Origin of the sequence: Serratia liquefaciens ATCC 27592, assembly GCF_000422085.1 — a bacterium.
GTDB lineage: Bacteria > Pseudomonadota > Gammaproteobacteria > Enterobacterales > Enterobacteriaceae > Serratia > Serratia liquefaciens.
In genome coordinates, this window is sequence record NC_021741.1 from 3,929,950 (window position 1) to 3,943,322 (window position 13,373).

Genomic DNA, 13,373 nt, shown 5'->3' on the forward strand with positions numbered 1-13,373 from the left:
AGTTTTTATTATCATCAGACCGGCGGGGCCGGTCTGAAGGCCGCGTTATTTTGCGGATAAATACAATAAAATCAATGTTTGAACATCACATGACGTATCGCAGTGTAGTCTTCCAGGCCATACATCGACATATCCTTGCCGTAGCCGGACAGCTTCTGGCCACCGTGCGGCATCTCGCTCACCAGCATGAAATGGGTATTCACCCAGGTGCAGCCATACTGCAGACGAGCGCTTAGACGGTGTGCCCGACCAACATCCCGGGTCCACAACGACGACGCCAGGCCATACTGTGACTCGTTGGCCCAGGCCAATACCTGCGCCTCATCTTCGAACTCCGTGACGGTTACCACCGGCCCGAACACTTCACGCTGCACAATCTCATCTTCCTGACGCGCACCGGCCAGCAGCGTTGGCTGGAAATAGTAGCCTTGGCCGTTGACTCGCTCACCGCCGGTTACCACCTGCACGTGCGGCAGCGCCTTGGCTCGCTCCACAAAACCCACCACCCGCTCCAGATGCTGAGCGGTGATCAACGGGCCCAGCTCGCTGTCTGGATCTTCCGGCGGGCCTATCTTCAGGCTGCCAATAGCCTCACCCAAGGCCTTTACCAACTGCGGGTAAATGCCTTTCTGGGCGTAAATCCGGCAGGCGGCGGTGCAATCCTGGCCAGCGTTGTAGAAACCAAAGCTGCGAATGCCGTCCACCACCTGTTGCAGATCGGCGTCGTCGAACACCAGTACCGGCGCCTTGCCGCCCAGTTCCATATGGGTACGTTTAATGCCGGGCGCGGTATGGGCAATGATGTGTTCGCCGGTAGCGATTGAGCCGGTCAGCGACACCATGCGCACCTTGTCATGGCCGGTCAGTCGGTCACCGACGCTGGCACCGCGGCCAAACAGCACGTTGAATACGCCCGCAGGGAACACATCGGCGGCCAGCTCCGCCAGCTTGAAGGTGGTCAGCGGGGTTTGTTCCGAAGGCTTGAGCACCACGCAGTTACCTGCCGCCAATGCCGGAGCCAGCTTCCACGCCGCCATCATCAGCGGGTAGTTCCAGGGAGCGATTGAAGCGACCACCCCCAACGCATCGCGGCGGATCATCGACGTGTGCCCGGCCAGGTATTCACCGGCCGCCAGCCCACTCAGGCAACGGCTGGCACCGGCGAAGAAGCGGAACACATCCGCCACCGCCGGCAACTCATCGTTCAATACGCAGTGGTAAGGTTTGCCGCAGTTAAGCGACTCCAGACGGGCAAAGGTTTCCGCATGGTGGTCGATCAGGTCCGCCAGCTTCAGCAGGTGCTCGGCACGCTCTTTCGGTGTGGTCTGGCCCCATTCGCCAAACGCGGCGTCGGCTGCCAACACCGCCTGATCGACCTGCTCCGCACTGGCTTCAGCCACCTGCACCACCACCTCTCCGGTCGCCGGGTTATACACCGGCAACAACGCCCCCTGGCCGGCAACCAGTTGGCCGTTAATCAACAATTGGCTTTGCATATAGACGAACCCCTCAGTTATTTATTTTTAGCGACATGATCCCTTTCCCCAATGGATTTCAAGTTGCAGCTAGGCGGCAAGAGCGTAAATCCCCCGGAGCTTATACAAAATAAGTGACTGGGGTTTACGCTCGCAGCCAACAACGCTGCAGCTTGAAAGACGAAGGGGAAAGCTATTTGCCGCTGCCGGCGACGCTTTCGCCACCTTTGGTCAGGTAATAGGCCCCCAAAATCGGGATCATGGTCAGCAGCATCACCGACAGCGCCACCACGTTGGTGATCGGCACGTCACGTGGGCGACCGAGCTGGTTCAGCAACCACAGCGGCAGCGTGCGCTCATGGCCGGCGGTGAAAGTGGTGACAATGATTTCATCAAACGACAACGCGAACGCCAGCATGCCACCGGCCAGCAGCGCCGAGCCAAGGTTGGGCAATATCACGTAGCGGAAGGTTTGCCAGCCGTCGGCACCGAGATCCATAGAGGCCTCGATCAGGCTGTAGGAGGTTCGGCGGAAACGGGCAATCACGTTGTTGAACACGATCACCACGCAGAAGGTGGCATGGCCAATGACGATGGTCAGCACCCCCGGTTCGATATTCAGCGCCTTAAACGCCGCCAGCAGTGCCAGACCGGTGACAATGCCCGGCAGCGCGATCGGCAACAGCAGCAGCAACGAAATGCTGTCTTTGCCGAAGAAGTCACGCCGGTAGAGAGCCGCTGCCGCCAGCGTGCCCAGCACCAGCGCCACAACGGTGGCCAGCGCGGCAATCTGCGCGGACAGCAGCATCGCATCGATAATGTCCTGGCGCCCGGCGGCAACGCTGAACCAATGCAGCGTAAACCCCTTCGGCGGGAAGCTGAAAGCCGCATCCTCGGTGTTGAAGGCGTAGATGGCGATAATCGCCAACGGGAAATGCAGGAAAATCAGTCCGCCCCAGGCGGCCAGTTTTAGCCCTAACGGCGCGCGTTCAGAGTGCATCGAAAGCCCCCAGACGTTTCACAATGGAAAGATAAATCGCGATCAGCACGATCGGCACCAGAGTAAAGGCCGCAGCCATCGGCATATTGCCGATCGCCCCTTGCTGGGCGTACACCATGCTGCCGATAAAGTAGCCCGGCGGCCCCACCAGTTGCGGCACGATAAAGTCCCCCAGGGTCAGCGAAAAGGTAAAGATTGACCCGGCGGCGATCCCCGGCACCGCCAACGGCAGGATCACGTAACGAAAGGTCTGCGCAGGGCGTGCGCCCAGATCCGCCGAGGCATGCAACAGCGAAGGAGGCAGGCGTTCCAGTGCCGCCTGGATCGGCAGGATCATGAACGGCAGCCAGATATAAACAAACACCAGAAAACGGCCTAACCCGGAGGTGGATAGCGTGTTACCGCCGACACCCGGTACGGTCAGGATCGCCGCCAGCAACGGCTCCAGCCCGAGATGCTGCAGGAACCATTGCGCTACGCCATCCTTCGCCAACAGCAGCGTCCAGGCGTAGGCCTTGACGATATAGCTGGCCCACATCGGCATCATCACCGCGATGTAGAAAAACGCCTTGGTGCGGCCGCTGGTGTAGCGCGCCATGTAATAGGCAATGGGAAACGCCAGCACCGCGCTGGCCAGGGACACCAGTACCGCCATCGTCAGCGTGCGCAGAATGATGTCGTAATTGGCCGGGTTGAACAGCGCCCGCAGGTTATCGAAGGTCAGATCCGGCGTCACCGTCATGGTGAAGTCGTCGAAGGTGTAAAACCCCTGCCACAGCAGCGTCAGCAGTGAGCCGAGGTAGACCGCGCCAAACCACAGCAGCGGCGGCACCAGTAACAGCAGCAGGTACAGCGTCGGCCGGCGATAAAGGTAGGTCGACAGGGTGCGCAAGGTTCCGCGGCGCGGCGCGGGATAATCGATGCTCATCTCCATTTCACCTCGCCTCCAGCAATGGCACCATCGCCTCACGTGACCAGCAGGCGGTGACCGGTTGGCCGATCAGATGCGGCTGCCCGTCGGCGAGCCACTGAGGATTCGCCTGGCTGACCAGCAGTTTTTCACCGCTGTTCAACGCAATTTCGTAGCGCGTCGCCGCCCCCTGGTAATGGATCTCCTGCAGCGTACCCTGCACCTGAATTTCCCCCTGCGCTGCGCCGGCCTGATCCGCGAGCCGAATATGCTCGGGACGGATCGAGAAGGTGGCGGCCTGGCCCAACAGCCGCTGCGCCAAATCGCTGCGCACCACGTTAGAGGTGCCGACAAACTCGGCGACAAACGGCGTCTTCGGTCGCATGTAGAGTTCGCGCGGCGCGTCCACCTGTTCAATACGGCCATTGTTGAACACCGCCACCCGGTCGGACATCGACAACGCTTCGCTCTGATCGTGGGTGACGAAAATAAAGGTGATGCCGAGCTGGCGCTGCAACTTTTTCAACTCCCCCTGCATCTGCTCGCGCAGCTTGAGATCCAGCGCGCCGAGCGGTTCATCCAACAGCAGCACCCGCGGCCGATTGACCAGTGCGCGAGCCAGTGCGACACGCTGCCGCTGGCCGCCGGAAAGGTGCGCCGGTTTGCGCTCGGCTACAAACCCCAACGCCACGCTGTCCAGCGCTTCCTGCGCACGGGCCAGGCGTTCTCGCTTGGCGACGCCTTTAACCATCAGCCCGTAAGCGACGTTTTCCAGCACCGACATATGTGGGAACAGCGCGTAATCCTGGAAGACGGTATTCACGTCGCGCTGATACGGCGGCAAATTGGCGGCCTCCTGCCCGTGAATACGAATCGAGCCGGCAGTGAGCTGTTCGAAACCGGCGATCAACCGCAGGCAGGTGGTTTTCCCCGAGCCGGAAGGCCCGAGCATGGAGAAGAATTCCCCGTCTTGTATCTCGATTGAAACCCGGTCCACGGCGCGAACCTCGCCGAAGCTTCGCGAAACATCGATAAATTGCACGGCAATGGTCATGATCTGCGCTCCTGATTGACGTTAATCGGGCGTAGCGAACTACGCCCGCACGGGTTACCGACCGCCCATGATGGCGATGTAATCCTGAGTCCAGCGGCTGTAGGGCACGAATTTTCCGCCCTGCGCCTGTGGCGTTTTCCAGAAGGCAATCTTGTCGAACTGGTTGAAACCGTTGGTCTCGCAACCTTTATCACCCAGCAGCGTGCTGGCCTTGCAACCCGCCGGTGACGCCGGAACAGAACCGAACCAGGCGGCAACGTCGCCCTGCACTTTCGGTTCCAGCGACCAGTTCATCCACAGATAGGCGCAGTTCGGGTGTTTGGCATCGGCGTGCAGCATGGTAGTGTCGGCCCAACCGGTCACCCCCTCTTTCGGGAATACCGTACCGATCGGCTGGCCTTCCCCTTTCAGGGCATTGGCCTGATACGGCCAGGCGCTGGAGGCGACCACGCCTTCGTTTTTGAAATCGCTCATTTGTACCGAGGTGTCATGCCAGTAGCGGTGGATCAGTGCATGCTGGGTACGCAACAGCTTCAACGCCGCCTGATACTGCTCTTCGTTAAGCTGATACGGATCGCTGATGCCAAGCTGCGGTTGCGTGGCCTTCAGGAACAACGCCGCATCGGCGATATAGATTGGCCCATCGTAGGCCTGAACCCGGCCCTGGTTGGTTTTGCCATCCGGCAGGTTCTGCTGCTGGAACACTACTGCCCAACTGTCCGGCGGTGTCGGGAAAGTTTTGGTGTTATACATCAGCAGGTTCGGGCCCCACTGATAGGGCGTGCCGTAAGTTTTGCCGTCCAGGGTGTACCAGGCACCGTTTAACAGGCGCGGGTCGATGTTTTTCCAGTTAGGGATCAACGCGGTATTGATCGGCTGCACCCGCTTGCCGAAAATCAGCCGCAGCGAAGCGTCGCCGGAAGCGGTGACCAGGTCGTAGCCTCCTTTGGCCATCAGGCTGACCATTTCGTCGGAAGTGGCGGCGGTTTTCACATTCACCGCGCAGCTGGTTTGCTTTTCAAACTGGCTGACCCAGTCGTAGTTTTTATCGGACTGACCGCGTTCGATGTAACCGGGCCAGGCAATGATATCCAGTCGCCCTTCGCCCTTGCCGAGCGCCTGCGGCAGATCGGCCGCCTGGGCCAAACCGCAAAGTACGGTGAAACAGAGCGCGGAAACTGTGGTGGTGACTGCGGTAGTTTTTCCCATCGTAATTACCCCTGTGTGGCCTATCTGTGTGCGGCAGGGAACGGCTGCCGCCCTAGTCTCATTTTATTTACCCTATGAATTTCAAGTTGGCCGCTTTAGCGCGTCCATGCGCTCGCGGCATTTGTACATCCCTGTACAGCACAGCCAGGCGACCAGCTCACTCATCCCCAGGCGCTTACTTGAGTAAGCAACTGGGGATGAGTGCAGGTAACATCGCTGCAGCTTGAAAAGCGACGGGTATGCTGCCTTTAGAAGCTGGCTTTAAATTTCGCCATCACATGCCTGACAACGCTGTAGTCCTGCAGTGAATCGCTGGAAAGATCTTTGCCGTAGCCGGAGCGTTTCAGGCCCCCGTGCGGCATTTCACTCGCCAGGGTGAAATGGGTGTTGATCCAGGTACTGCCGTATTGCAGATGGGCGGCGATATGCAGCGCCCGATCGATATTCTGCGTCCAGACCGATGAGGCCAGGCCGTATTCGGAATCGTTTGCCCAGTTGACCGCCTGCTCCAGATGTTCAAAGCGGGTGATGCTCACCACCGGGCCAAACACCTCCCGCTGGACGATTTCATCGCTTTGCAGACAGCCGGCAAGCAGCGTGGGCTGGTAATAGAAACCCGGACCGGAATGCGCGGCGGCGCCGGTGATCAATTCAATGTGTGGCTGGCTGAGCGCACGTTCGACAAAACTGGCGACGCGATCGCGCTGGCGACTGCTGATCAGTGGACCGATTTCGTTATCCTCATCGCGTTTGCGGGCAAAGCGCAGGCTGGCAACCGCCTCGCCCAACGCATCCACCAGCTTCGGATAGATCCCCGCCTGCGCGTAGATACGGCAGGCCGCGGTGCAGTCTTGCCCGGCGTTGTAGTAGCCATAGGTGCGAATGCTGTTGACCACCTCGTCCAAATCGGCGTCATCGCAGACAATCACCGGTGCCTTGCCCCCCAACTCCAGGTGCGTGCGTTTGACGCTTTTCGCCGCCGCCTGCAGAATTTTCTGCCCGGTAACGATATCGCCGGTGACCGAAACCAGCCGTACCTGCGGGTGGCCGACCAAATGGCTGCCGACCCCTTCCCCGCCGCCGTAGACGATATTCAGCACCCCCGGCGGCAGGATCTCCTGTAACGCGGGCACCAGCGCCAAAATGGTCAGAGGGGTGTGTTCGGAAGGTTTGAATACCACGGTGTTGCCCGCGGCCAGCGCTGGCGCAATTTTCCACGCTGCCATCATCAACGGGTAATTCCAGGGCGCAATAGAGGCCACCACGCCGATCGGGTCACGGCGGATCATTGAGGTGTGCCCTTCGATATATTCCCCGGCCAACTGCCCCTGCTGGGTGCGCACCGCGCCGGCAAAGAAGCGAAAGACGTCGATGGCCGCCGGCAGGTCGTCATTAAGCGCCTGATGCAGCGGTTTGCCGCAGTTAAGCGCCTCCAGACCGGCCAGGCGCTCGGCCTGACGCTCGATGGCATCGGCAATACGCAACAGAATAGCCGCGCGGTAGGCGGGGGTAGTCCGCGACCAGGAAGCGAACGCCTGTTGCGCCGCTTTCACTGCGTTGCCGACCTGGACAGATGAGGCTTCGGTGATCGAGACCAGCGTCTCGCCATTCGCCGGATTAACGATGCACTCTTGCTGGCCTTCGCCTTCGACCGATTGACCGTTAATAAATTGCTGACAGGATAAACCTGAAAGGAGGTGCACATCTGCCATTGCGTATCGCCTCTGAGTGACAAAAACGTTAACTAAATGTGAAATAAGTTAGTTTTAATCAGACTAAGCGAGCATCAGGCAGCCAACAAATTCTAAATACTGAACGACGCGTTCGATTAAATCGAATGCTTCAGCCCAGCCGCGTGCATATTGCCGTTTTCACGCGCAATAGTGAGGAACGGCGTAACCAGCTCCGGCCGCGCACTGCCGCGCCGCCATGCCAAACCGATATCCAACGGTTCCAGCAGATCCGCCAGCTTGCGCGCCTCAATCATATTGCCTTCCAGAGACCAGGCACGGTAGGCCATGTCCGGCAAGATAGAAACGCCCATTCCCGCCGCCACCAGGCTGCGTACCGCCTCGGTTGAAGCGGTTTTCATGGCTATTTCCGGTTTTAAGCCTGCGCGCGCCCAGATACGCCGCGCATGCACGTCCATTTCGTCGGCATTAAGCTGGATCAGCGGCAGCTTCGCCACATCCGCCAGGCTGATGCTTTCATGATCCAGCAGTGGATGCAGCGGCGGTAACCACAGGCGATAAGGTGAATGCATCAGGACTTCGCTTTGCAGCGCATCGCGGTCTTCGATGTTTGACAGGATCAGCACGCCGATATCGATTTCCCCACTGACCAGCAAATGCTCAATATAGGGCCGCTCGTCTTCAATCACCTGAATGGTGACGTTGGGGTATGCCGATTTAAAGCGCTTAAGCAGCTCGACCAAAAAATAGCCCGCTACCAGGCTGGTCACGCCGATGGTCAGCTTGCCGGTCAGGCTTTCGGTTCCCAGTTGCAAACTGCGCTTGGCGTTATCCACCGTGGCAAGGATCAGATATGACTGGCGCAGAAACTGGTGACCCTGATGCGTCAGGTTCATGCCCTTGGCGTGACGCTCAAACAGACGTACGCCGATGTCGGTTTCCAACTGCTGGATAGCCAGCGTCAGCGAAGACTGGGAAACAAACACCGCCTGGGCGGCGGCAGAGATCGAGCCGGTTTCGGCCACCGCGATAAAATGGCGGATTTGGCGCAGCGTCATCATCCCCATCGCCTTTCAAGCCGCTGCGTTGTTGTCTGCGTGCGCTTACCCCAGTCACTTACTTGAGTAATCTCCTGGGGATGCACGCCCTTGCCGCCTAGCCGCAACTTGAAATTCATTGGGGATCGCCTTAATCAAAATAGTTGAGTTGAGTGTAGACGCCGCGCGTAAAGCGATCGGGAAAAGTATCAAAAACGCGATAGCCTTCGCTTTTTTAGAATGCTAATGATGAAAACAATCAGAACAGCGGAGAGGTTGAAGGAGATTTGGGGCGTAGCGAGCGCCAGCCAGATTGGGTGCGGCCTGCGCGCAGTGCCCCGGAGTGTACACGCAGTACACGAGGAGGCCGAGCACAGCCCAAGCTCAAGCTGGCGGTGCTCGGTAGAGGATCACAGACTCGGGAATCAAGGGCGTAGCGAGCACCAGCCAGATTGGGTGCGGCCTGCGCGCAGTGCCCCGGAGTGTACACGCAGTACACGAGGAGGCCGAGCACAGCCCAAACTCAAGCTGGCGGTGCTCGGTAGAGGATCACAGTCTCGGGAATCAAGGGCGTAGCGAGCGCCAGCCAGATTGGGTGCGGCCTGCGCGCAGTGCCCCGGAGTGTACACGCAGTACACGAGGAGGCCGAGCACAGCCCAAGCTCAAGCTGGCGGTGCTCGGTAGACGATCACATTAAATAGCTTCTTCGTCTTGTTCGCCGGTCCTGATACGCACCACCCGCGCCACGTCGAAGACAAAGATTTTACCGTCGCCGATTTTACCGGTCTGCGCGGTCTGCATGATGGTTTCCACGCAGGTATCGACGATATCGTCGGCCACGACGATCTCAATTTTCACCTTCGGCAGAAAATCGACCATGTACTCAGCGCCACGGTACAGCTCAGTGTGCCCTTTCTGACGGCCGAAGCCTTTCACTTCGGTCACGGTCATCCCGGTAATGCCAACTTCAGCCAGCGCTTCACGGACATCATCCAGTTTGAACGGCTTGATAATAGCGTCGATCTTTTTCATCTTCTTTCCTTTACCAATTTTTGCGGCCAAAGCCGGATGTGATTGGGTAGCGGCGGTCTTTGCCGAAATTGCGGGCGGTGATGCGCGGCCCGACAGCGGCCTGACGCCGCTTGTATTCGTTAATATCCACCAGGCGTATCACCTTGCGAACAATCGCCTCGTCGAAGCCTTCGGCCACCAGATCGGCAACCGATTTATCGCGCTCGACGTAACCTTCCAGAATCGCATCCAGAATGTCGTACGGCGGCAGGCTGTCCTGATCGAGCTGATCCGGCGCCAGCTCGGCGGACGGTGGACGATCGATAACGCGCTGCGGGATCACGTAAGAGACGGTATTGCGGTATTCGGACAGCTTGAACACCAGCGTTTTAGGCACGTCCTTCAACACATCGAAGCCACCGGCCATATCACCATACAGCGTGGCGTAACCTACGGCCATCTCGCTTTTGTTGCCGGTAGTCAACACGATGCTGCGACGCTTGTTGGAGAGCGCCATCAACACCACGCCGCGACAGCGCGCCTGCAGGTTCTCTTCCGTGGTATCACGCTCGGTCCCAGCGAACATTGGCGTCAGTTGGCCCATAAAGGCGTCGAACATCGGCTCAATCGAGACGATATCGAATTCAATCCCCAGGATTTCCGCTTCTTCCTTGGCGTCGGCAATACTGATGTCCGCGGTATAACGGAACGGCATCATCAGCGCCTGCACCTTGTCTTTGCCCAGCGCATCGACGGCAATCGCCAGCGTCAACGCCGAATCGATACCGCCAGAAAGCCCCAGCACGGCACCCTTGAAGCCGTTTTTGGTCACGTAATCGCGCACCGCCAGCACCAGGGCTTCATAGACCTGTGCCAACTGCGGCAGCTCGGCGGCCGGAGCGGTCATCGGCACCACGTCCAGCTCGTTGAATTCCAGCAGGGTTACCTGCTCGGCAAACGCCGCCAGGCGATGGGTCATGTTGCCAGCCGCGTCGAAGACTTTCGAACAACCGTCAAAAATCAGTTCATCCTGTCCGCCAATCTGGTTCAGATAGACCAGCGGCAAATGGGTGCGCTGGCAATGACCGGCCATCAGGGTTTTACGGATGTACGGTTTTTCGCGGTTGTAAGGTGAGGCGTTGATCGACAGAATCATTTCGGCTCCGGCGGCCTTGGCGGCATCCACCGGCTCCGGGAACCACAGATCTTCGCAAATCAGCAGGCCCAAACGGTAGCCTTTCAGCTCAACCACGCAGGTGTCGTTACCGGCCTGGAAGTAGCGTTTCTCATCGAATACGCCGTAGTTCGGCAACTGCTGCTTGAAGTAACGCGCCAGCAATTGCCCTTCAGAAAACAGCGACAGCGCATTATAGAGTTTGTCGCCTTCGCGCCACGGGTGGCCGACCAGGATCGCCACGTCGGTGGAAGCCTGCTGCAAACGCAGAAGTTGCTCGTCACAACGTTGGTAAAAATCGTTGCGATACAGCAGGTCTTCCGGCGGATAGCCGGACAGCGCCAGTTCGGTGAACATGACCAGATCGGCTCCCGCCTTCTGCTGCTGTTGCACGGTTTGCAACATTCGTTCGGTGTTGCCTTCGATGTCACCGACCAACAGATTCAACTGGGCCAGTGCGATGGAAAGTGATCTGCTCATTGTTTAGGGTCCCGCTTAATACGTTCCATGGTGCTTTGCGTTTGGTCATGCCAGCAATTGAGAACGGAGTGTAAATCATTCCGCCGCGTTTGTTGAGAACCTGCGTGCGCAGGCCGCGGCGGAAAACATCATTCTTTAAAGTCGTTGGCGTCCAGTTCATGGCGCGACAGCAATTTATAAAACTCGGTACGGTTACGGCCCGCCATGCGCGCGGCCTGGGTGACGTTACCCTTGGTGATCTGCAACAGTTTGCGTAAATAATGCAATTCAAACTGATTACGCGCCTCGACAAAGGTCGGCAAGGCGGTGTTTTCCCCTTCCAACGCCTGCTCTACCAGCGCTTCGCTGATAACAGGTGCGGAAGTCAGGGCCACGCACTGCTCGATCACGTTCACCAATTGGCGCACGTTGCCCGGCCAGGTGGCGGTCATCAGGCGTTTCATGGCGTCCGAAGAGAAGCTGCGGACAAACGGCTTGTGTCGCTTGGCAGATTCGCGCAGCAGATGATTGGCCAGCAGCGGAATATCCTCGGCCCGCTCGTTCAGCGCCGGGATCTTCAGGTTCACCACGTTGAGGCGATAATACAAATCCTCGCGGAATTCATTTTTCGCCATCGCCTTTTGCAGATCGCGGTGGGTAGCGGAAATAATGCGTACATCGATGTCCAGATCGCGGTTACTGCCCAGCGGACGCACCTTGCGTTCCTGCAGCACGCGCAGCAACTTCACCTGCAGCGAAAGCGGCATATCGCCAATCTCGTCGAGGAACAGCGTCCCACCTGCCGCCGCCTGGAACAAACCTTCACGGCTGCTGACCGCGCCGGTAAACGCCCCTTTGGCATGACCGAACAGCTCGGACTCCAGTAGTTGCTCCGGCAACGCACCGCAGTTAATGGCGATAAACGCCTTCTTGCCGCGCGGGCTGGCGCCGTGGATCGCCTGTGCCAACACTTCTTTACCGGTGCCACTATGGCCGTTGATTAAGACGCTGACGTCTGACTGCGCCACCATTTTCGCCTGCTCCAGCAGGCGCAGCATAATAGGGCTGCGGGTGACGATATCCTCACGCCAGCTGTCGTCACCGGCCGGTAATGATTGGGACAGCGCTTCGTCGATGGCTTTGTACAGCGCATCGCGGTCCACCGGTTTGGTCAGGAAGCTGAACACTCCCTGCTGAGTGGCCGCCACCGCGTCCGGGATCGAACCGTGGGCGGTCAGGATGATCACCGGCATGCCCGGTTGGTGTTTTTGGATCTCGGCAAACAGCGCCATGCCGTCCATTTCATCCATCCGCAGATCGCTGATCACCAGATCAATCTTCTCGCGCCCTAACAGGCGCAGCGCTTCCTGGCCGCTTTCGGCGGTGGTGACATGAAACCCTTCGCTGGTCAGGCGCATGCCCAACAGCTTGAGCAGGCTGGGATCGTCGTCAACCAATAACAAATTGGCCGGTTTGCGTGCTGTCATTGCGCGTGAGACTCCTTATTAACGGGCGGCGCGTAGGTATCTTCCGGCTCGACCGGCAGGGCGGTGCCCTTTTCCGGCTCGGCGTCCGATTCTTCGGCCTTGGCCGGCGCCACTTTCTTGCCCGCTGCGTCGGTTTTTGGCTGTGTCCCGCTGTTATCCGGGATTTCACTTTGCAGCTGCTTGCGCGAAGAGAGCTGACGTTCGATATCGGTCAGGTTTTCCAGCTTGCGTGACGTATCCTGCAGCTGCGCTTGTAGGCGTATTTGATTCTGGCGTAGCAGATCTATCTGGCTGTCGGAGCTTTCCTGCAGGTGCTGATAACGTGCTTTTTCATCAAACAGGGTGACCTGCAGTACCTGCTGTTGACGCCACAACTGCAGCAGCGGGCGCAACGAGCTTGGGAACTCCAGGCGATAGCTGTTCAGGCGATCGATAATCTGACGGCGCTCGCCCGAAGTCGGTTCGGCGCTGCCCAGCAGAATGCTCTGTTTGAAAATGCCGTCCCAGCTGTTGCCGGGTAGAGTTTTCGCCAGCGCACGTGCCTGGGTAGAACCGATACGATCGGCACAGTCCATAGCGCGCAGCCAGTACAGTGAATTATTCAACGCATCTTTATCATCCAGCGCCCACAGACTGTCACAGGCCGCAATGCGGTAATCCACCACTTTGGTGTCCGGGATCGCTTCCTGCTGCGGTTGATTCAGACCACCGCTGACTGCGCGATCGACACAGCCTGCCAACAGAAACGGCATAAAAAGCACGCTGCCTAAAAAAGAAAATCGACGCTTGCCGAGTGGCGTACCCAGTGCGGCACGCGGTGAACGTTCGGTCTGCGTAAGACGAAGGCGTTTAGACCATGTGTACAT

Annotated in this window: 11 protein-coding genes; all 11 read right to left on the reverse strand. The window is 58.6% G+C overall.

The window, feature by feature from the left end; translation table 11 throughout:
- Positions 1-71: 71 nt before the first annotated feature.
- The 11 genes from patD to qseG all read right to left on the reverse strand — a co-directional run bounded on the left by patD (position 72) and on the right by qseG (position 13,373).
- Positions 72-1,496, reverse strand: coding sequence for an aminobutyraldehyde dehydrogenase (patD, locus tag M495_RS18370; RefSeq protein ID WP_020828177.1), 1,425 nt, complete (start codon positions 1,494-1,496; stop codon positions 72-74).
- A 172-nt stretch (positions 1,497-1,668) separates the two neighbouring features.
- Positions 1,669-2,475 (reverse strand): ABC transporter permease, encoded by an 807-nt coding sequence (locus M495_RS18375; protein WP_020828178.1) that lies wholly within the window; start codon positions 2,473-2,475, stop codon positions 1,669-1,671.
- On the reverse strand, positions 2,465-3,409 hold the full coding sequence (locus tag M495_RS18380) for an ABC transporter permease (RefSeq protein ID WP_020828179.1): 945 nt from the start codon (positions 3,407-3,409) through the stop codon (positions 2,465-2,467). Before M495_RS18380 ends, M495_RS18375 begins: the two co-directional genes overlap by 11 nt.
- 1 nt (position 3,410) lies before the next feature.
- Positions 3,411-4,439 (reverse strand): ABC transporter ATP-binding protein, encoded by a 1,029-nt coding sequence (locus tag M495_RS18385; protein ID WP_020828180.1) that lies wholly within the window; start codon positions 4,437-4,439, stop codon positions 3,411-3,413.
- Between the two features lie 54 nt (positions 4,440-4,493).
- Positions 4,494-5,648: a putative ABC transporter substrate-binding protein YdcS gene (gene ydcS, locus M495_RS18390; RefSeq protein WP_020828181.1), complete on the reverse strand. Its 1,155-nt coding sequence runs from the start codon at positions 5,646-5,648 to the stop codon at positions 4,494-4,496.
- A gap of 248 nt (positions 5,649-5,896) precedes the next feature.
- A complete protein-coding gene (locus tag M495_RS18395) occupies positions 5,897-7,360 on the reverse strand; it encodes a gamma-aminobutyraldehyde dehydrogenase (RefSeq protein WP_020828182.1) in 1,464 nt (487 codons plus the stop codon).
- Between the two features lie 116 nt (positions 7,361-7,476).
- Positions 7,477-8,400 carry a LysR substrate-binding domain-containing protein gene (locus M495_RS18400; RefSeq protein ID WP_020828183.1) on the reverse strand — a complete coding sequence of 308 codons (924 nt, stop codon included), beginning with the start codon at positions 8,398-8,400 and terminating at the stop codon, positions 7,477-7,479.
- Between the two features lie 669 nt (positions 8,401-9,069).
- On the reverse strand, positions 9,070-9,408 hold the full coding sequence (glnB, locus tag M495_RS18410; RefSeq protein ID WP_004847623.1) for a nitrogen regulatory protein P-II: 339 nt from the start codon (positions 9,406-9,408) through the stop codon (positions 9,070-9,072).
- Between the two features lie 10 nt (positions 9,409-9,418).
- Positions 9,419-11,041 (reverse strand): NAD+ synthase, encoded by a 1,623-nt coding sequence (locus tag M495_RS18415; RefSeq protein WP_020828185.1) that lies wholly within the window; start codon positions 11,039-11,041, stop codon positions 9,419-9,421.
- 128 nt (positions 11,042-11,169) lie between these two features.
- A complete protein-coding gene (glrR, locus tag M495_RS18420; protein ID WP_020828186.1) occupies positions 11,170-12,507 on the reverse strand; it encodes a two-component system response regulator GlrR in 1,338 nt (445 codons plus the stop codon).
- Positions 12,504-13,373 carry a two-component system QseEF-associated lipoprotein QseG gene (qseG, locus tag M495_RS18425; RefSeq protein ID WP_020828187.1) on the reverse strand — a complete coding sequence of 290 codons (870 nt, stop codon included), beginning with the start codon at positions 13,371-13,373 and terminating at the stop codon, positions 12,504-12,506. Before qseG ends, glrR begins: the two co-directional genes overlap by 4 nt.

Excerpts from the sequence above, each read along its gene's own strand:
- ydcS (WP_020828181.1), bottom strand. The coding sequence starts at position 5,648 with ATGGGAAAAACTACCGCAGTCACCACCACAGTTTCCGCGCTCTGTTTC.
- M495_RS18415 (WP_020828185.1), bottom strand. The coding sequence starts at position 11,041 with ATGAGCAGATCACTTTCCATCGCACTGGCCCAGTTGAATCTGTTGGTC.
- qseG (WP_020828187.1), bottom strand. The coding sequence starts at position 13,373 with ATGTACACATGGTCTAAACGCCTTCGTCTTACGCAGACCGAACGTTCA.
- M495_RS18385 (WP_020828180.1), bottom strand. The coding sequence starts at position 4,439 with ATGACCATTGCCGTGCAATTTATCGATGTTTCGCGAAGCTTCGGCGAG.
- M495_RS18395 (WP_020828182.1), bottom strand. The coding sequence starts at position 7,360 with ATGGCAGATGTGCACCTCCTTTCAGGTTTATCCTGTCAGCAATTTATT.
- glrR (WP_020828186.1), bottom strand. The coding sequence starts at position 12,507 with ATGACAGCACGCAAACCGGCCAATTTGTTATTGGTTGACGACGATCCC.
- glnB (WP_004847623.1), bottom strand. The coding sequence starts at position 9,408 with ATGAAAAAGATCGACGCTATTATCAAGCCGTTCAAACTGGATGATGTC.
- M495_RS18380 (WP_020828179.1), bottom strand. The coding sequence starts at position 3,409 with ATGGAGATGAGCATCGATTATCCCGCGCCGCGCCGCGGAACCTTGCGC.
- M495_RS18375 (WP_020828178.1), bottom strand. The coding sequence starts at position 2,475 with ATGCACTCTGAACGCGCGCCGTTAGGGCTAAAACTGGCCGCCTGGGGC.
- M495_RS18400 (WP_020828183.1), bottom strand. The coding sequence starts at position 8,400 with ATGATGACGCTGCGCCAAATCCGCCATTTTATCGCGGTGGCCGAAACC.
- patD (WP_020828177.1), bottom strand. The coding sequence starts at position 1,496 with ATGCAAAGCCAATTGTTGATTAACGGCCAACTGGTTGCCGGCCAGGGG.